Annotated in this window: 18 protein-coding genes; 10 read left to right on the top strand and 8 right to left on the bottom strand. The window is 74.3% G+C overall.

All coding sequences use genetic code 11. The features are described 5' to 3' along the window. Window positions 1–174: 174 nt before the first annotated feature. The 4 genes from QSK22_RS15285 (at window position 175) to QSK22_RS15270 (ending at window position 4929) form a co-directional block, all read left to right on the top strand. On the top strand, window positions 175–1143 hold the full coding sequence (locus QSK22_RS15285) for a GNAT family N-acetyltransferase (RefSeq protein ID WP_285494819.1): 969 nt from the start codon (window positions 175–177) through the stop codon (window positions 1141–1143). Window positions 1144–1209: 66 nt separating this feature from the next. Continuing rightward, complete coding sequence (locus QSK22_RS15280; RefSeq protein ID WP_285494818.1) at window positions 1210–2091, top strand: hypothetical protein; 882 nt, start codon at window positions 1210–1212, stop codon at window positions 2089–2091. Between the two features lie 131 nt (window positions 2092–2222). Continuing rightward, window positions 2223–2663 (top strand): HNH endonuclease, encoded by a 441-nt coding sequence (locus tag QSK22_RS15275; protein WP_285494817.1) that lies wholly within the window; start codon window positions 2223–2225, stop codon window positions 2661–2663. A 1321-nt stretch (window positions 2664–3984) separates the two neighbouring features. After that, window positions 3985–4929, top strand: coding sequence for a VldE C-terminal domain-containing protein (locus QSK22_RS15270; protein ID WP_285494816.1), 945 nt, complete (start codon window positions 3985–3987; stop codon window positions 4927–4929). Between the two features lie 457 nt (window positions 4930–5386). On the opposite strand, the gene QSK22_RS15265 is transcribed toward QSK22_RS15270, so the two are convergent. Then, a complete protein-coding gene (locus tag QSK22_RS15265; protein WP_285494815.1) occupies window positions 5387–6436 on the bottom strand; it encodes a Gfo/Idh/MocA family oxidoreductase in 1050 nt (349 codons plus the stop codon). 176 nt (window positions 6437–6612) lie between these two features. On the opposite strand from QSK22_RS15265, the gene QSK22_RS15260 reads away from it, so the two are divergent. From QSK22_RS15260 to QSK22_RS15240, 5 genes are all read left to right on the top strand, one after another. Continuing rightward, on the top strand, window positions 6613–6858 hold the full coding sequence (locus tag QSK22_RS15260; RefSeq protein WP_285494814.1) for a response regulator: 246 nt from the start codon (window positions 6613–6615) through the stop codon (window positions 6856–6858). A gap of 80 nt (window positions 6859–6938) precedes the next feature. Continuing rightward, the gene (locus QSK22_RS15255; protein ID WP_285494813.1) at window positions 6939–7700 is read left to right on the top strand and encodes a hypothetical protein; all 762 of its coding nucleotides are present in this window, start codon (window positions 6939–6941) and stop codon (window positions 7698–7700) included. 155 nt (window positions 7701–7855) lie between these two features. Beyond that, entirely contained in the window at window positions 7856–9115 is a 1260-nt protein-coding gene (locus QSK22_RS15250) for a hypothetical protein (protein WP_285494812.1), read from the top strand. After that, window positions 9112–9723, top strand: a complete 612-nt coding sequence (locus QSK22_RS15245; protein ID WP_285494811.1) for a hypothetical protein — start codon at window positions 9112–9114, stop codon at window positions 9721–9723. Before QSK22_RS15250 ends, QSK22_RS15245 begins: the two co-directional genes overlap by 4 nt. Before the next feature lie 134 nt (window positions 9724–9857). Then, window positions 9858–10721 carry an LLM class flavin-dependent oxidoreductase gene (locus QSK22_RS15240; protein WP_285494810.1) on the top strand — a complete coding sequence of 288 codons (864 nt, stop codon included), beginning with the start codon at window positions 9858–9860 and terminating at the stop codon, window positions 10719–10721. 27 nt (window positions 10722–10748) lie between these two features. Here the strand turns inward: QSK22_RS15240 and QSK22_RS15235 are convergent, their stop codons facing one another. The 4 genes from QSK22_RS15235 to QSK22_RS15220 form a co-directional block, all read right to left on the bottom strand. Beyond that, window positions 10749–11291: an MBL fold metallo-hydrolase gene (locus QSK22_RS15235; protein WP_285494809.1), complete on the bottom strand. Its 543-nt coding sequence runs from the start codon at window positions 11289–11291 to the stop codon at window positions 10749–10751. A 46-nt stretch (window positions 11292–11337) separates the two neighbouring features. Then, entirely contained in the window at window positions 11338–12192 is an 855-nt protein-coding gene (locus QSK22_RS15230; protein WP_285494808.1) for a helix-turn-helix domain-containing protein, read from the bottom strand. A 41-nt stretch (window positions 12193–12233) separates the two neighbouring features. Then, window positions 12234–13013, bottom strand: a complete 780-nt coding sequence (locus tag QSK22_RS15225) for a hypothetical protein (protein WP_285494807.1) — start codon at window positions 13011–13013, stop codon at window positions 12234–12236. A gap of 155 nt (window positions 13014–13168) precedes the next feature. Then, a complete protein-coding gene (locus tag QSK22_RS15220) occupies window positions 13169–14575 on the bottom strand; it encodes an aldehyde dehydrogenase family protein (protein ID WP_285494806.1) in 1407 nt (468 codons plus the stop codon). Between the two features lie 231 nt (window positions 14576–14806). Between QSK22_RS15220 and QSK22_RS15215 the strand changes: the two genes are divergently transcribed. After that, complete coding sequence (locus QSK22_RS15215; RefSeq protein ID WP_285494805.1) at window positions 14807–15250, top strand: hypothetical protein; 444 nt, start codon at window positions 14807–14809, stop codon at window positions 15248–15250. A gap of 42 nt (window positions 15251–15292) precedes the next feature. Here QSK22_RS15215 and QSK22_RS15210 read toward each other — a convergent pair whose 3' ends face one another. The 3 genes from QSK22_RS15210 to QSK22_RS15200 are packed head-to-tail and all read right to left on the bottom strand — an operon-like array spanning window position 15293 to window position 17889. Continuing rightward, complete coding sequence (locus QSK22_RS15210; protein WP_285494804.1) at window positions 15293–16261, bottom strand: ABC transporter ATP-binding protein; 969 nt, start codon at window positions 16259–16261, stop codon at window positions 15293–15295. Between the two features lie 19 nt (window positions 16262–16280). Beyond that, complete coding sequence (locus tag QSK22_RS15205; protein WP_285494803.1) at window positions 16281–17108, bottom strand: ABC transporter permease; 828 nt, start codon at window positions 17106–17108, stop codon at window positions 16281–16283. Continuing rightward, on the bottom strand, window positions 17101–17889 hold the full coding sequence (locus QSK22_RS15200; protein ID WP_285494802.1) for an ABC transporter permease: 789 nt from the start codon (window positions 17887–17889) through the stop codon (window positions 17101–17103). The genes QSK22_RS15205 and QSK22_RS15200 overlap by 8 nt, the downstream gene beginning before the upstream one ends. Window positions 17890–18079 lie beyond the last annotated feature (190 nt).

Below are 18079 nucleotides of genomic sequence, written 5' to 3'. Positions count from 1 at the left end.
ATAGGGTTCACCGTCCGGTCCGGATCGCCTCGAACGGCGCCGGCGACCGCGATGCGCGGCAGACGGCCGGGTGTCCGCCGCCCGGGGAGCGGCCGGCGTACCGAACCGCATTCCAAGGGGATGGGTTGGGACGGGCGGGGCCTGCAGCGCTCCGGGATCCGGTACAAAAGGCTGATGGACGTCATCGCGCTCGATGATCCGGCCCAGGGGGAGATCCGGCGCTGGCACGCGGTCCTGGCCGCCGCGCACGCCGCCGACCTGCGCGACGAGCCCGCACCGGACCCCGAGCAGACGGCCGCCCGGCTGCGCGCCCCCGGGCGGCGGCTGTGGGCCGCCGTGGACGGCGGCGAGATGGTCGGCGTCGCCGAACTGCGGCTGCCCGGCGGGCCGGGCGCCGACCGTCCAGCGGAGATCGACATCCAGGTCCGCCCCGACCGGCGCCGCCGCGGCATCGGCACGCGGCTGCTGGCCTTCGCCGCCGAGGGGATGCGCGCCGACGGCCGCACCAGCGTGATCGCCCAGGTCATGGCGGGCACCCCCGCGATCCCCTTCCTGGAGTCGCACGGGTTCGAGTGCGTGCTGACCCTGCGCGGGCTGCTGCTGCGTCTGGACGACGTCCCCGTCCGCCGCGTGGAGCAGCTCGTCGCCTCCGGACCGCCCGGATACCGGCTCGTGCGCTGGCGAGGCGCCGCCCCCGACGAGCACGCGCTCGCGCTGGCCCGCGCCAAGCACGCCATGGCCGACATGTCCGCCTACGAGGGGCTGCCGTGGGACGCCGACCGCGTCCGCGAGATGGCCGAGCTCGTCGCCAAGCGCGGCGACGACCTCTACACCGTCGCCGCCGTCCAGGGCGACGGGATCGCGGGGTTCACCGAGGTGGTGGTCTCCGCGGAGAGCCCGGAACGGGCCGCCCAGTACGACACCGCGGTGGTGCCCGAGCACCGGGGGCGGCGCATCGGCATCTGGGTCAAGGCTGCCATGCTGCAGTGGCTGCGCCGGGAGCGTCCCGAGGTCCGCGAGATCGAGACCGACAACTCCGGCGACAACGTGCACATGCTGGCCGTCAACGAGGAGCTGGGGTTCCGCCGCCAGCGGGAGTCGCGGGAGTACCAGGCCTCCGCCGCCGACCTCCCGTCGCTCTGACCCGGCGGTTATCCACAGAACGGGATTCTGTCGCCTCGTGTCCGGGGGCCGCGCCAGCCTGGACGCATGACTTCGCTCCCCCCGGGACCCCCGGAGACGGTCGCCTCCCGCTTCCTGGTGTCCACCGACGAACCCCTGTCCGCCGACCTGTCCGCTGTCCTGGCCGACACCGGCGGCGGCCCGGCCGCCCTCGCACGTGAACTGCACGCCCGGTCGGTGCTGACGCTGCGCGAACACCGCCCCGAGGCCGGCTGGCTCGCCTGTCTGGGCGGCGCCTCCGGCCGCCTGGAGCGGTTGAAGAAAGCGCGGCACCACCTGCTGGTGCACGTCCGGGGCGCGCCGGACGACGCCCCGCGGTACGCCCAGGCGGCGCGGCAGGCGGCCCGCCTGCTCGCGGCGGCCGCCGGCGGCCTCGTCGTCGACGTCGACTCCTGCCAGGTCGTCCACACCTCGCCGACCGAGCGCGAGCGGTTCGTCCTCGGCGACCAGTGGATCGGGGTGTTCGTCGCCGGCGACCGCAGGCTCGTCCGCGCCGACACCTGGGGCCTGCACCGGTTCGGCCTGCCCGAACTGGTCGCGCGGGACGTCCCGCTCGGCCACCTGCTCACCGCCGTCAATCTCCTGCGCGTCCTGGCCTTCCGGCTGTTCTCCCGGCGCAGCACCGGAACCATGCCGGGCACGCTGCTCGTGGACGGAGCCGACCTGCCGCGTTTCTGGGGCGCCCGCCCGGCCCCCGCCGGACGTTTCATGGTGCGCCTGTCGCCCGCCACCGGCGGCTGCCACGGCTGCGGCTCCGCCCTGGAGGCCGCCGCGACGGGCCGCGGCGCCGACTGGTGGGACGACGGACCCGGACGCGGCCTGCCCAAGCTGCTGTCGGTCCGGCCCGTGCCCGAGCCCGACCCGCCGGAAAATGCGTTGCCCGCCCGCGACCCCGATCGGCACCCTTGACGACATCCGGAAATCCCGGAAACACAGTGAATTCCCGGCCCATTCCTCTGTAGTTCGGTGGCAGAACGCCGCAGCGTCAATGCGGATATCCAGGTTCGTACCCTGGCGGAGGAGCGGCGAGGAGGTGACCGATGACCGTTCTCGTGCTGAATGCCTCGTACGAGCCGCTGCAGCGTGTCAACGTGCGGCACGCCATCCGCATGCTCGTGCGCGGCGTGGCCGTCGTGGAGGAGGCCGAGGAGGACCGCACCATCGGCCCTTTCCCGGTGCCGCGCGTCCTGCGCCTGGTCAAGTACGTGGTCATGCGCTGGCGGCACGGCAGGCGCCCGCCGTGGAGCAAGCGCGGCGTCTATCTGCGCGACCGCGGGCGGTGCGGCTACTGCGGCCGCCGCGGCGACACCATCGACCACGTGGTGCCGCGGTCCCGCGGCGGCGGCGACACCTGGGGGAACACCGTCCTGGCCTGCGGCAGGTGCAACAACCGCAAGGGCGACCGCACCCCCGCCGAGGCCGGAATGCGGCTCCTGGCCGCTCTCCGCACCCCCCGCTGGGACGAACTCGTGGACCTGTGACCAAGGCCCCCGCCCTCGACGGGCGGAGGCCTTGGTCACTCCCCGGGCGGACACCTCCCGACAGAAAGGCACAAGCCCAGGCCTCTCCGCCACTCGCAAGCCTCGAACAGCCATCGACCACACCCCACCCGACAAACCCGTCGCCCCAAAAGCCCACCGCCCCGCAGATTCGCCGGCCCGCGGGTTCGCCGGCCCGCGGGTTCGCTGGCCTGCAGGTTCGTCGGCCCGTAGGTTCGCTGGCCTGCAGGTTCGTCGGCCCGTAGGTTCGCTGGCCTGCAGGTTCGCTGGCCCGTAGGTTCGCTGGCCTGCAGGTTCGCTGGCCTGCAGGTTCACCGGCCCGCGGGTTCGTCGGTCTGCAGGTTCGTCGGTCTGCAGGTTCGTCGGCCCGTAGGTTCGCTGGCCTGCAGGTTCGTCGGCCCGCGGGTTCGTCGGCCCGCGGGTTCGTCGGCCCGCGGGTTCGTCGGCCCGCGGGTTCGTCGGCCCGCGGGTTCGTCGGCCCGCGGGTTCGTCGGTCTGCAGGTTCGCTGGCCCGTAGGTTCGTCGGTCCGTAGGTTCGTCGGTCTGCAGGTTCGCTGGCCCGTAGGTTCGTCGGTCCGTAGGTTCGTCGGCCTGCAGGTTCACCGGCCCGTAGATTCGCTGGCCTGCAGGTTCGCTGGCCCGTAGGTTCGTCGGCCCGAAGGCTCACCGGACCGCAGGTTCACCGGCCCGCCAAGTTCGCCGGACCGCAGGTTCGCCGGACCGCAGGTTCGCCGGACCGCAGGTTCGTCGGCCCGCCGGATTCACCGGCCCGACAAGCCTGCCGGTCCGACGAGTCCGCCGGCGTGATGAGTGCGCCGATCGGTTCTCGTCGGGTGCATTTGCGTTGAACGGTGGCCGGGCTCATGGTGTCGGATACCCCGGCGGTGGTGGTGCGGTGGGCGCGCGTGGGGGCGTCGATGTCGCCGTTCGGCGCGTATCCGGTGTCGGGGGATTCATAACGGGGTTGTTCTGGGTGGTGAGGTGTTTATCACGATGTGCTACCGCGGAGAGGCGGCGAATGTGGAAATCTCTGGCGGAGAGCGGGAACTCCGTGCCGAACACGGCTCTGACCTGGGTAGACGTCAACTTCGGAGGAGTCGGTGATCTTATCGTTATGGGCGCTTTGTAGTTTCTGTGTGACGCTAAGTGTTTGTTGGATGGGGCGGGAGCAATTGGGGGTTTGTGGTAGCGTGCCGCCAATCTTCTGACGGTCTCTAAGGAGAGTTCTGTGGCGGCCCACCATCCCCTCGACCGGAAGCGGCGATCCGGCGGCGGACGGACAGCGGCGCGGCGGTGTCTGGCCGTGGCGTTCGCGCTGGCGGTGACGGCGGCGCTCCCCGCGGCCCCCGGCGTCGCGGCTCCAACGGAGCCGAAGAACTCCACGACCGAACTGGCCAAGCTGCGCAAGCGGGCGGACGCGCTGGCCAAGGAGTACCGGGGCGAGCTGATCACCCTGGAGGAGGCCAAGGAGGCCGCGCAGCAGGCCGCCCAGGACGCCGAGCGGCTGTCCGAGGAGTACCAGACCCGGCGCGGCGACGTCAGTCGCCTGGCCGCCACCTCGTACATGACCGGGCGCATGGACACCATGGCGATGGTGACGGCGGACGACCCGGGCGCCGCCATCCGCGACGCCGCCGTGGTGGAGCACCTGGCCCGCAGCAACGACCTGCGCATCAAGAACCTGCAGACCCTGGCGGCCAAGGCCGAGCAGTCGCGCAAGAACGCCGAAGCCAAGGTGGCGCAGGTCCGCAAAGAGGTGGAGGACCTGGAGTCCCAGCGCGCGCGGGTGAAGAAGCTGCTCGCCAAGTACAAGCCGGAGCAGCCGTCGAGCTCCTCGGGCGGCACCACGGCGGGGCGGCCCGACGGTGCGACCGGCACCAAGTCGCCGATCGTCGGCAACACGATGACCGCCAGGATGCGCACGCTCATGCAGGTCATCGACAGCAAGTTCGGCCCGTTCCCGACGATCGGCTGCTATCGCGGGGGCGACCCGCAGGACCACGGCTCGGGCCGGGCGTGCGACTTCATGGAAAGCACGGCGGGGCGGATGCCGAGCGCGTCCGCGCAGGCGCACGGCGACCGGGTGGCCCAGTTCGTCATCGACAACGCGAGCCGGTACGGGGTCAAGTACGTCATCTGGAAGCAGCGCATCTGGGACACCCGCAGCAGCGGCGGCTGGCGGCAGATGGAGGACCGCGGCAGCATCACCCAGAACCACTACGACCACGTGCACGTCTCGGTGCTCTGACCACCGCGCCGCCCGCCGCTGATCGCTGGCGCCGGCCTGGAGCGTCCGGGCGTGGTACGGGTCGCCGCGGCCTGACCGCTGGGTGGCGTTCGTCGTCCGACGCGCGATGGGCCCGCTGCGCCTCCGCGGGGCCGCTCGAGGCGGGTGGCCGGGGTTTTCGGTCCGGTTGTGGCGTGGCGGAGTCGGTCACCCGGTGCACCGCGCGGTGCGCGGCATCGAGCGGCTGTACGGGGTGCTGGTTGCGGGTGGTGGTTCAACGCGTCTCGGGACGGGGGCGTAACCCGAAGGGCGGGAGGTGGAGCGTCGCCCGGCGCGGTGCTGGGGCTGCTTCAGCGGGCTGCCCGGGCGGGTGGCTCTGGTTCTGGTCTGGTTCCAGTGCGGTGGTGCCGGCCACCCGCGGGGTGACCGGCACCTGGTCAGGGTGACGTTCCGCCGTTCGGCCGGCTCGCCGCGGCGGTTACTTGAGGGAGACGACGCGGGATTCCCGGGCGGCGGTGACGGCCGCTTCGATGATCTCCAGGCCGGTGATCGCGTCGGTGAGGGTGACCGGGGGCGGTGCCTCGCCGCGTAGGGTACGCACCACGTCGGCGTAGAAGTCCTGGTAGGCGCCGGGGTCGGTGGGTTCGGCACGTTCGGCGCCGGGGGTGCCGAGGCGGCCGTACGCCCGCGGCGGGGCCACGCCCCAGTCGGCGTCCAGGGGGGTCAGGCCCCGGTGCAGGGCGTCCTCCTGGACGTCCATGCCGGACACCGTGTAGGCGGCGCGGTCGCCCAGCACGCGGAACCGGGGGCCCAGCTGGGCGGCGGTCGCGCTCATCCACAGGTGGGAGCGCACGCCGTCGTCGTGGGTGAGCGCCACGAACACGTCGTCGGCGGTCGAGGCGTCGCGGCGGCGGACGTCGATCTCCGCGTAGACCTCCCGGGGCCGTCCGAACAGGTGGACCGCCTGGTCGATCAGGTGCGAGCCCAGGTCGTAGAGGATGCCGCCGGCGTCGCGGGGGTCGGTGCTCTCCTTCCAGCCCGGCTTGGGCCGCGGCCGCCAGCGTTCGAACCGCGACTCGAACCGCAGCACATGGCCGAGCGCGCCGGAGCCGACCAGGCGGCGCACGGTGCGGAAGTCGCCGTCCCAGCGCCGGTTGTGGAACGGGATGACCGGCAGGCCGCGGACCGCGCTCAGCGCGGCCAGGGACCGGGCCTCGGCCGCCGACGTCGCCGCGGGCTTGTCCACCACGACGGGGATGCCCGAGGTCAGCGCGGCGCGGGCGAGGGGGACGTGCTGCCGGTTCGGCGTGGCGATCACCACCAGGTCGTAGGTGCCGGTGGACTCCCAGAGCCGGTCGGTGCTGTCGAGCACGCGGGTGTCGGGGTAGCGCGACCGGACCGCCTGCTGACGTCCGGGGTCGCGGGTGACCACGGCCGCCAGCCGCAGCTCCGGGACCGAGGAGATCAACGGGGCGTGGAACACCGCGCCCCCCGTGCCATATCCGACCAGTGCCACCCGAAAAGTCATGGGTCCGATGATTTCGGATGCGCTCCGACCTGCGGCGACCGGGGGTGGCGCACCGCGTGGACCCGAGCGGCGCCCCGGGGGCCGCACGGTTCCCGGAGACGGCGAGAACGAGGGGACGGCGCCGTGACCAAACCTGTGATCATGACGGTCGACGACGATCCGGGGTGTCCCGGGCGGTGGCGCGCGACCTGCGGCGCCGCTACGCCGGGACGTACCGGATCGTGCGGGCCGAGTCGGGGTCCCAGGCGCTGGCGTCGCTGCGCGGGCTGAAGCTGCGCGGCGACGACACGGCGGTGCTGGTGGCCGACCACCGGATGCCGGGGATGACCGGGGTGGAGTTCCCGGAAGAGGTGCTGCCGCCCCTCACCGAACCGGACTCCGCTCCCGACGCCGAGCCGGAGCCCGGCGCCCCGGCCGGCTGAGGCCGCGGCGGCTTATCCCGGCTTTCGGTCTTTCTTGATCGGGTTGTGCCCGACCCGCACAGTCGATCAGGGAGGCACGCATGAGACGTCCCGTTCTGACCGGGATCGCCGCCGCCGCGGTGCTCGCGGCGACCGCCGGACCGGCGGTCGCCGGCACCGCGCCGCCCGACCCCGCGCCCGGCGGCCCGCAGCGGCCGTACGAGCCGGACGTGGACGGTCCGCGCAATCTCGACACGCTGTCGGTGACGGCGACCAAGGGCGCCGGCCGCAGCGTCACGATCGCGTTCGACCGGCACAGCCGCACCGCGTCCGGGCAGGTCCCTGCCGCGGCCCGCCGCTTCGTGTTCCTGTTCGACCGCTCGGTCCGCTTCAACCCGCAGGCGTTCCCGACCTGCGCCCACGAGACGATCGAGGAGAAGGGTGCCGGCGCCTGCCCGCCCGGCTCACGGATCGGCGGCGGCCGCGCCACCTACCTCGACGGCTCCCGCTACGAGGTGCAGGCGTTCAACACCAGGGTCGGGAGGCTGCCCGGCGTGCTCGTGGTGATCCCGGCGGCCGGCGTGATCCTGGAGCAGACCTTCGAACCGGTGTCCGCCCCGTACCGCGGGGACTACCGCTGGGCCCTGGACGAGATCCTGCCGCCCACCCCCACGCCCCCGCAGGACCGGCTGGGCACGTCCCGCTTCGAGCTGTCGTTCGGCGCCACCACGGTGCGCGGCGGCCGGACGGTCGGCTTCGCCGAGACGACCGCGCGCCCGGGCACCAGGCTGCGCTTCGGGCTGTGGAGCGAGTTCGTCACCGGCCAGGTCGTGCTCCCCACCTCCGGGACCCGGCTGTCCTGAGACCCGGCCGTACCGGAGACGGGCCCCGCCGCCGAATTGCCGGATTGCCCGGCGGCGGGGGACGGCCAGTCGATAGGTTCACCCGGTGATCGTCGAACGGGGGAGGTGCCGCTCCTCCGCGCGGCACCCCTCCCGGAAGGAACCACCCGAGAACCATGAACCAACCCCCCGCATGGTGGGCGGCCCTGACCGGCGACCCGGTCGGGGAGCGGCTCGGCATCGACTGGCGCGCCCCCGACCAGTGGGAGCCCGCCGACGCGCACGGCGACGCCGACGGCCGCGAGTCGCCCGGCACCGTGAGCATGGAGCACCTGGACGACGACGATTCGGAGCTGCGCGAGGGGAAGGTGCTGGTGGGCACCGGCCCGGCGGTGCCGCGGCGCGGCATGGGGTACGAGGTCGAGGCCGCCTGGTACCTCGACCCGTCCGAGCCCGACCGGCTGTGGTGCGCGCTCGGCTCGTTCTACCCGGCGTGGCTGTGGATCCCCGTCGAGCCCACCGCGGACGGCGTCGCCGAGGCGCTGGAGGGCGTGTTCCCCCGCCCCGCGCTGCGCCGCGCCGAGCTCACCTCCTTCGCCCGCGGCTTCCTCGGCTTCCGGCACGAGGTGCTGGTGCCCGACGTCTACGACGGCACGTTCGTCGAGATCAACGGCCCGGACCTGGACCGCTACTTCGCGCTCGTGCAGTACGTCGAGCCGCAGTCGTGGGGCGGCGACCACCTGGACGACCCGCTGCCCGACGACGCCGGACCCGTCCGCCCCCTCGACACGCCCGCCGCCGACCGCGGCGGCGCGCACAAGCGGCAGCGGCTCGGCCGCGTCCCGTCGATGACATGGCGGACCCTGCACTCGCGGTCCTACCTGTCGTTCGAGATCCACACGCAGGGCATCGTGTGCGCGGCCGTGCGGTACCGGCCCTCGCCCAAGTCCCACCAGGCGGTGGTGCGGCGGCTCAACGACACGCACGAGGAGGGCTTCCCCCTCGACCTCCCCCTGGACGTGGTGGGCGCGCTCACCGGGTTCGACTACTGCGCCGAGGACGACCTGGTCGACCCCGACGAGATGGAGCTCGACACGCACGTCGGCGGCGCGCTGCGCATCCGGGCGGCGCTGTGGCACGGCGACCTGCGCCGCACCATGCGGCTGCGCGAGTACGCCGGCCGGCCCGAGCCCGGCCTGCGCCGCCACCTGGTGCAGATCGCCGGCTGGTACAACTACCGGTTCCTGCTGCAGGAGCTCGCGCTGAGCGAGACCGACCCACAGCTGCTGGCGCAGATCGAGGAGCGGCTCGACCGGCCCGCCGCGGACGCCTTCAACGTCTTCGCAGACGACTTCGGCGCCGACCCGGTCATGGTGGACGGCGCGGGGAACCCGGTGGAGACCTGGGACGACCCGGACGGGGAGGACGAGGAGTGACCGAGACGTTCGGCTGCGAACGCGGCGCGGTGCCGGCCGACCACGCCGACCGGGAGGCGCTGGAGGCCCTGGCGGCCGCACGCGGCTGGATCCGCGTCGACGAAAGGCCCCCCGGGTTCTTTGAGACGGGCCGGCAGGTCTGGCGCGCCGGCGACGCGGTCCGCGTCGTCTACCTGGAGTCGACCGAGCTGGGCGCCCGGTACGTCGGGGCGGAGGGCGCGGCGGCGGAGCCCGTCGAGGAGGTGTTCGCCGCGGTCGCGGCCGTGCTGCCGACCGTGTCGGCGGACGAGGTCCTGGCGGGGCTGCTGGCCGAGCCCATGCCCGCGCCCCGCGACCTCGTCCGCGGGCTGAACCGCCTGGCGGCGTTCGACCTGCCGGCCGTCGAGTCCGGCGGGCGCCGCCCGGAGGACCCCCGCTACCGGCAGGTCGCCGAGCGGCTGGCCGGCCATCCCGACCGGCAGGTGCGCCGCGCCCTGCTGTCGGCGGCAGCCGGCCTGGCGGCGGTGCGTCCGGAGCTGGCCGAGCCGATCCTGGCCCGCCGCGGTGAGGAGACCGAGCTCGCCCACCTCGTGGACGCCGTCGCCGCGGCCGTCGAGGCCCGCCGCTGAAGGACGGCGGGCGGCCTGCCCGCCGGACCGGATCCGGCCTGTCGGCCTCCTCCGGCCGCGGCCGCCGCGTCGAGCCCACCCGATGCCGGCGACGGCATGGGATGATCACCGGGGGCGCAGAGAGGGGAGCACCGGTGACGGCACCGCGGATCAGCACGGTGATGTGGCCGACCGAGTCGTGGCCGGAGGCGGGCCGGACATGGCGGCGCGCCGAGGAGCTGGGGTTCACGACCGCGTGGGTGTACGACCATGTCGCCTGGCGCGGCACCACCCCGTGGCACGACGCGTACACGACGCTGGCGGCCGCCGCGGCCGTCACCTCCCGCATCCGGCTCGGCACCCTCGTCACCTCGCCGAACTTCCGGCATCCCGTGCCCGCCGCGCACGCGATCAAGACGATCGACCACATCAGCGGGGGACGGCTCACCGTCGGCATCGGCGCGGGCGGCGGCAACCGCCGGTCCGACGCGGGCATCCTCGGCGGCCCCGACTGGTCGCCGCAGGAGCGCGCGTCCCGGTTCGAGGAGTGGGTGCGGCTGCTCGACCTGGTGCTGCGCGGCCCGGAGACCACCTTCACCGGCACCTTCTACTCGGCGCGGGAGGTGCTGACCGAGCCCGGCTGCGTGCAGCGGCCCCGGGTGCCGTTCGCGATCGCCGCCACCGGCCCGCGCGGCATGCGGCTGGCCGCCCGGTACGGCGCCATGTGGGTCACCACCGCGGGCGGCGCCGAGGACCCGCGCGCGACCGTGCGCGACCAGCTCGCCCGCCTGGACGAGGCGTGCGCCGCCGAGGGACGCGACCCCGCCGGGCTGCGGCGGCTGTTCGTGACCGGCTTCACCGGCGAGCCGTGGCTGCGGTCGCCGCAGGCGTTCGCAGACCTCGCCGGGGTCTACGCCGAGCTCGGCTTCACCGACATCGCCGTGCACTGGCCCCGCCCCGGCACCGACTGGGACGCCGACATGGAGGTCTTCGAGGCCGTGGCCGCCCATGGCGGGTGAAGTCGCCAGGGCGCGGCATCGCGGCCGTCACAGGTGGTACCGGCCGCCCTCCACGCCCCACTCGCCGAACGGGGGAGCCCTGCCCGAGTCCATCGCCGCGCACGCCTGCTCGTCCAGGTGGACGAAGACGAGCCTGCGCACCGACAGCCGCCGTGCCGCCTCGACGGTCCGCCGCATTGCGGGCGTCCCGGCGAAGACCAGGTCGGCGTCCTCGGCCCACAGCGGCAGCCCCCGGCATTCGGGCGCCCAGACCGCCGTGCGGCGGCCCGCCGCTATCCGGTAGCCGACCGGCGCGTCCCCGGCGAGCGGCAGCGGCTCCACGCGCAGCGCCCCGTGCCTGAACGACGCGACGGACGGGCGCGGCATGCCGCTGTCGGCGGCGATCCGGCACAGCCGGAGGTAGCCGGGGCCGTCCCGGCGGCGCACCAGCCACGCCTGGACGGTCTCCGGCGGCTCCGAACCCGGACCGCCGTCGAACCCGACGTGCGTGCGCCCGTACTCGACCAGCAGCCCGGCGGGCGCGAACCGCGGCGACCCCGCCGTGCCGACCCCGAGCAGCACCAGACGCACACTCCGATCGTCGCCCCGGCCGCCGCCGCGGGGGAACCATGCCCGGTCAGGGGTTGGGGATGGCGGTGGTCAGGGGCACGGCGGCGGTCCGCGCGGCGAGCAGCTCGGTGGGGGTGCAGCCCGCCAGGGCGCGGAACTCGCGGATGAGGTGGGGCTGGTCGTAGTAGCCGCAGGCGTGGGCGACGTCGGCCCAGGGGCGCCGCGGGCGGCGGATCATCATGCACAGGGCGCGGTGGAAGCGCAGGACCCGGCTCATCACCTTGGGCGGCAGGCCGACCTGCTGCTTGAACCGGTCGTTGAGGTGCTTGCGGCTCCACCCGACCTCGTCGGCGAGGTCGGCCACCGGGACGGCGCCGCCGGACGCGGCGAGCAGGTCGAAGGCGCGGCGCACCTCGGGGGCGGGGGACGGGCCGGCGTCCAGGCGGCGCAGCAGCAGCCCGTCCAGCAGGTCGAACCGGTCGGCCCAGGCGGGGGTCTCGGCGAGTCGGCCGACGAACGGCGCCGTGCCCGGGCCCAGCAGGTCGGCCAGCTCGACGGCCGCGTTGGTCAGCCGCGCCATGGGGACGCCGAACAGCGTGTAGGCGCCGAGCGGGGTGATGTTGAGCTGGACGCCGCGCAGCCGGCCCGCATGCCGGTAGGCGCCGTGGCCGTCCTGCATGCCCGCCGCGAACGAGGTGTGGCCGCCGGACCCGTCGCCGGGCACGTCCAGCTCCAGCGGCGCGCCCAGGTTGACGATCACGACGGCGGTGGGCAGGGGGAGGGTCCGCACGGTGCCGGGGCCGGAACCGTAGTCCCAGAAGCCCTCGTACCGGCGGAGGAACGGGCGCAGCACCGGGTGGGGCGGCGCAAAGACGCGCCGCCATCCGCCGGCGTCCTCGACGACGACCTGCCTGCCCTGCACGGCGCCATTGTCGCATCCGCCCCCGGCGATCCGCCCGGCGGCTACTCGTAGACCTGCCCGCAGACGGCGATGCGGGCCAGGTCCGCCCAGGACATGGAGGTCAGGGGGCGCACGTACGAGCGGGCCGGCGGGTCGCCGGAGCCGGCGGGCAGCGGGACGCGGGCGCCGTCGGCGGCGTCCCAGCCGCCGAGGCTTCCGGCGACCGCGCACTCCAGGTAGGTCGCCAGGTCGAAGTTGTACCAGCGGGCCGGGGTGGCGCGGCGGCCGCCGCCGGGCGGGCGCGGCGCGTCCACGCCGAAGCGGGCGTGCGGGCCGGGCGGCGCGGCCAGGAAGTCCTCCAGGTCGGCGAGCTGGGACAGGATGACGCGTTCCCAGTCGGCGTGGCCGCGCGGTTCGCCGCCCGGCAGCGACAGGTCCGCGGTGCTCCACGCCGGGTCGTAGTCGGGCGGCGGGGTGGTGGCCGCGGCGGAGAACATGGCCGCGACCTCGTCGGGGGAGAGGGACTCGCGGTCGCTGAGCGGGGTGCTGACCTTCCACAGCGCCCGCAGGAACGCCGGCAGCGACCAGGACGCCGCGCGTGCCTCCTGCCCCAGGTGCAAAAAGTGCAGGTACAGGTCGCGGTTGGTGCGCACGGCCGGCCCGGGCGGGCCGGACACCCGGTACACCCGCCCGTCCGGCGTGCCGCTCTGCAGGGCCAGCACCTGCGCCAGGGCCGCTATCCGCGAGTCGTGGGCGGCGACGCGGAACTCGCTGCCGTCGTCGTCCTGGCGCATGACGTCCCACGTCTGCATGCGGCCCTCCACCTGCTCGGCGTCGTTCACATCCCGGGCAGAGAGTCTCGCATCCGGGCAGGTACCCACCAGGTATCGAAAGGTCACTATCTTGCAGCGAAACCCTGTTCACCGCATAGGCGGATGAAACGGTGCGAGGCCCCCGGTGCGCCCGGGAGCCCCGCACGCGCGGCGCCGTCGCAGGGTCAGCGCTTGGCGCGGTGGATCACCTGGATCTCGGTGAACCCGTACAGGCCCCACGGGCCGTTCTCCACGCCCACGCCGCTCCACTTGAACCCGCCGAACGGCTGGTGGGGGGCGAGCGCCAGGTGCGTGTTGACCCAGGCGGTGCCGCACTCCAGCCGGGCGGCGACGTCGGCGGCGCGGTCGGGGTCGGCGCCCCACACCGAGCCGGACAGGCCGAAGTGGGTGCCGTTGGCGCGGGCGATCGCCTCGTCCAGGTCGCGGTACTTCACCACCGGCAGCGCCGGGCCGAACTGCTCCTCGTCCACGATGCGGGTGCCGTCGGACAGGTCGGCCAGGATGGTCGGCTCGAAGAAGTAGCCGGGCCCGTCGACCGGGCGGCCGCCCGCCGCGGCGCGCGCGCCGCCCGACAGCGCGTCGGCGACCAGCTCCTTGACCCGCTCGTACTGCGGCGCGTTGTTGACCGGGCCGTACTCGACGCCCTCGGCCATGCCGTCGCCGACCTTGGCGGCGCGGGCCTTGGCGGCCAGCGCCTCCACCACGTCGTCGTAGAGGCTCTCGGGCGCGTACACCCGCTTGATCGCCGAGCAGACCTGGCCGTTGTTGGCGAACGCCGCGCCGAACAGCCGGTCGGCGACGGTGGCCGGGTCGGCGTCGTCGAGCAGGATCGCCGGGTCGTTGCCGCCCAGCTCCAGGGTGACCCGCTTGAGGTCGGGCGCGGCGGACGCCGCCACCCGCTTGCCGGTGGCCACGCTGCCGGTGAAGCTGATCTTGCGGGGCGTCGGGTGCGCGGTCATCCAGGCGCCCAGCTCGTCGCCGCCGGTCACCACGTTGACCACGCCGGGCGGCAGCACGTCCCGCAGCAGCTCGCCGAGCCGCAGGCTGGACAGCGGCGTGAACGGGGACGGCTTGAGCACCACGGTGTTGCCGGCCAGCAGGGCGGGCGCCAGCTTCCAGATCGCCAGCAGCAGCGGGAAGTTCCACGGGGTGATGGCGGCCACCACGCCCAGCGGGCGGCGCACCACCTCCACCAGCGCGTTGTCGTCGTCCTGGATCACCTCGCGGGGCAGCTCCAGGTCGGCGAAGTACTTCAGCCACACCCCGGCGCCGAGCACCTCGGTGGTGGCGTCCTTGAGCGGCTTGCCCTGCTCCAGGGTGATGATCCGGCCGAGCTCCTCCGACCGGGCGAACAGCAGGTCCGCGGCGGCATGCAGCGCCTTGCGGCGGGCCGCCTCGTCGCCGCGCCAGCCCGGCAGCGCGGCCTGCGCGGCGGCCATGGCCCGGTCGAGCTGCTCGCGCGTGCAGTCCGGGGCCTGCGCGGCCACCTCGCCCGTGGCGGGATTGACCACCCCGAACGTGTCCGGCGCGGAGACGGCCTCGCCGTCGATCGTCATGGTGTAGTCGGACACCCTGGGTCCTCCTTGGCAGCGGTACCGAATGAGGTTCAGTATCGCTTTCCGCGGTGCCGCGGGCCAGCCCGGGGCGGGCCCCGCGCGCGGATGCCGGATTTCGGACATGGTCCGGCGGGGGCGGCAGAGGCGGAACCGGTGCGCGTTACGGATGTGCGTGATGTGATGGAACGGTACGGGCGTCCACCGGCCCGCCGCCCCCCGCGGGCCGTGCGAAGGATGTGATGTGCGATGCGCCATGCGTTCGGACTGCTGCTCGGCGTCGTGCTCACCCCGGCGCTGCTGTACGGCGCGGCCTGGGGATACGCGCAGGCCGCCCGGTCGTTCGACGTGGCCGGGCAGGAGATCACCGACCGCACCCGCATCCACGGGTCCTTCGCCCTGCTGGCCGCGGTCGGCCTGGTGGCGGGCGTGATCATCGTCGCGCGCTGGGCCTCGCCGCTGGTGTCGCTCGTCCCGGCCCTGGTGCTGCTCGGCCTGTCGGCCTACTTCCTCCTCGACCCGGGGAGCGCCCTCGACCTGCCGAGCCGCGTCCCGCCGGCGGGCGAACTGGACGCCGGCCTGCGCAACCTGCTCGGCTCGGGCCTGTACGCGATGCTCGGCTTCGCCCTGCTGGCGCCCACCTGGGCGCCGCGCCGCTGGTCGAGCCGCCCCGACGACGTCCCCCCGTACTGACGACCCCGGGCACCGGCGACCCCGGGCACCGACGGCCGGGCCCTACCGGCCGGCGGCGCGGTCGTCGCGCGCCCGGCCGTAGAGCCGGGTCACCAGCTCCTCGATGTCGGTCTCCCGCAGCGCGATGTCCACCACCTCGAACCGCTCGGCGACCGCCGCCACCACGGCCGCCGCGTTCGCCTCGCGCGGCAGCCGCAGCCACTGCCGCGGCCCGTCCACCCGCACCGCCTGCACCCCGGGCAGCGCGATCGGCGGCGCGGGACGGGCCAGGTCCACCACGAGCTGCCGGTCGGCGCCGACGGCGTCGCGCAGCCCCGCCAGGCCGCCGTCGTAGGCCAGCCGCCCCCGGTCGACGATCATGACGCGGCGGCACAGCCGCTCGATGTCGCCCAGGTCGTGCGTGGTGAGCAGGACCGTGGTGCCGCGCTCGGTGTTCAGCCGCTCCAGGAAGGCGCGCACCGTCGCCTTGCTCACCACGTCCAGCCCGATCGTCGGCTCGTCCAGCACCAGCAGCCGCGGATCGTGCAGCAGCGCGGCCGCCAGGTCGCCGCGCATCCGCTGCCCCAGGCTGAGCTGCCGCACCGGGGTGTCCAGGAACGGCTCCAGCTCCAGCAGCGCGCTCAGCTCGGCCAGCCGGGACCGGAACGCCGCCGCCTCCACCCGGTACAGGTGCCGGACGAGGGTGAGGCTGTCGCGCAGCGGCAGGTCCCACCACAGCGTGGTGCGCTGCCCGAACACCACGCCCAGCCGCCGGGCCAGCGCGGTGCGCTGCCGCGACGGGTCCAGCCCGCACACCCGCACCGTGCCCGACGACGGGCTCAGGATGCCCGTCAGCATCTTGATGGTGGTCGACTTGCCCGCGCCGTTGGGCCCCAGGTAGCCGACGAACTCGCCCGGCTCGACGCGGAACGACACGCCGTCCACCGCCCGCACCCGCGTCCGGCTCCACCGGAACCGGCCCGTCCTGCGGCGCACGGTGAACGACTTGGTGACGCCCTCGACCTCGATCATGCGCCTTCGGCTCCCCCGGTCAGCTTCCCGTCGATCGGTAGCGGCGCAGCCCGGTCCGCCACGCCGCCGCCGCCGGCGCGCACAGCAGCAGCGCGACCAGCGGGGAGGCGAACCGGAACGCCGCGGGCAGCCCGAGCGGGTCGGGCCGGTCCAGCACGTACAGCGCGGGCTGCCAGTTCACGAACGCCAGCGGCACCGCGAATGTGACGCCGCGGACGAAGTCGCGCGCGAACACGGTCGGCGGATACTGGGTGAGGAACGCCCCGCCGTAGGTCACCGCCTTGGTGGCGCCGTGCCCCTCGATCAGCCAGAACTGCACCGACGCCGTCAGCACCCACAGCCCCGCGAAGATCGCGACGCCGGACGCCACCAGCACCGGCACCATGGCGACCCGGCCGGGCGTCCAGTCCGCCTCCAGCCGGGGCGGCACCAGGGCGAGCACCGCGATCCCCGGCAGCAGCTTGCCCAGCCGGCGCGGCGAGAAGTCCTCCGTGGCGATCTGGATCAGCGGGCTGACGGGACGAACCAGCATCGTGTCCAGCGTCCCCATCCGGATGTGCCGGCCCAGCCGCTCGGCGGTGCCCAGCAGCACGTCCGCCACGGCGAACGACAGCGTGCTCGTGCCGTACAGGAACAGCACCTCGGGCGCGGTGTACCCGGCGATGCGCGTCGCGTGCGCGAACATCAGCATGATCGCCACCATGTCCAGCGCGCTCACCACCGCCGTGGCCAGGGCCAGCAGCAGCATCGACACCGGGTACTGCGCGGCCGCGCGCAGCCACGTCCAGGCCAGCAGGGCGTACACGCGGACGCCGAGGCCGTGCCCCGGCGGCGCGCCGTCACCCACCGTGGACCACCAGCCTTCGCCGCGCCGCCGCGGTGAGCAGCCGGCCCGCGGCCAGCAGCACCGCCGCCCACCCCGCCTGGAAGGCCAGCGCCGCCGCCAGGTCCGCCCCGGTGCGCTTGCCGAGGAACACGTCGGCGGGCACCTGCACCAGCGCCGCCCACGGCAGCGCCCGCGCGACCTCGCCCAGCAGGCCGGGGAACGCCACCAGCGGCAGGATCATCCCGGAGAAGAACAGCGACATCACCAGCGCCACCGCGGCCGGCCCCCGGTCGTCGTGCAGCCAGAACACCGCCAGCGCCACCAGGTAGCGCAGCCCGAACCCCACGACCACCGCCAGCACCAGCGACACCGCGAACGCCGCCGCGCCGGACGGGCCGGGCAGCCGCAGCGGGAAGACCAGCGCGCCCACCGCCGGCGGCAGCCCGCCGCGCAGCAGCAGCGCTCCCGCCGCGCGGCCCAGGTCGTCGGCCAGCCACCAGCCCTGCAGGCCCACCGGCCGGTACAGGTCGATCGCCACGTCGCCGTCCCGGATCCGCCGGGTCAGCTCCATGCCGCCGAAGATCTGCACCGGGCCGATCAGCGCCTGGGTCAGGAAGCAGAACGTGACCGCGTCGGCGACGTCGTAGCCGCCCAGCGCGGGACGCTCGCGCCACAGCGCCACCAGGATCCAGGCGCGCATGAACCCGAAAGCGGTGTTGGTGACCGCCTCGGCGGCCAGGCCGAGGGGATAGGCGGTGTGGCGGCGGAACGCGTACCACGCAACCCACGGAAGAACGCCCACTTGCCGGGAGCGTACGCCTGATCACGCAGCGGCACCGAGCATTCGCCGCGCAAAATGGCGGACCCCGGGGTTTACCCAGACCCCGGGGCCCTCGGTGTGGTTCCGCTCTCCTGCGCACGCCGGCCCTGTAAGGAAGACGGATCAGTCCTGATTTCTCGTGCTCTACCGGCTGAGCTACCGCGCCGCGAGA

This window comes from Actinomadura sp. NBRC 104425, from assembly GCF_030269545.1.
GTDB classification, from domain to species: domain Bacteria; phylum Actinomycetota; class Actinomycetes; order Streptosporangiales; family Streptosporangiaceae; genus Spirillospora; species Spirillospora keratinilytica.
This window is presented reverse-complemented; position numbering and strand designations above follow the sequence as displayed.

Bases quoted from the DNA above. Each gene is read 5' to 3' on its own strand.
- QSK22_RS15215 (WP_285494805.1), top strand. From the start codon at position 14,807: ATGCGCCATGCGTTCGGACTGCTGCTCGGCGTCGTGCTCACCCCGGCG.
- QSK22_RS15265 (WP_285494815.1), bottom strand. From the start codon at position 6,436: ATGACTTTTCGGGTGGCACTGGTCGGATATGGCACGGGGGGCGCGGTG.
- QSK22_RS15210 (WP_285494804.1), bottom strand. From the start codon at position 16,261: ATGATCGAGGTCGAGGGCGTCACCAAGTCGTTCACCGTGCGCCGCAGG.
- QSK22_RS15275 (WP_285494817.1), top strand. From the start codon at position 2,223: ATGACCGTTCTCGTGCTGAATGCCTCGTACGAGCCGCTGCAGCGTGTC.
- QSK22_RS15280 (WP_285494818.1), top strand. From the start codon at position 1,210: ATGACTTCGCTCCCCCCGGGACCCCCGGAGACGGTCGCCTCCCGCTTC.
- QSK22_RS15255 (WP_285494813.1), top strand. From the start codon at position 6,939: ATGAGACGTCCCGTTCTGACCGGGATCGCCGCCGCCGCGGTGCTCGCG.
- QSK22_RS15250 (WP_285494812.1), top strand. From the start codon at position 7,856: ATGAACCAACCCCCCGCATGGTGGGCGGCCCTGACCGGCGACCCGGTC.
- QSK22_RS15285 (WP_285494819.1), top strand. From the start codon at position 175: ATGGACGTCATCGCGCTCGATGATCCGGCCCAGGGGGAGATCCGGCGC.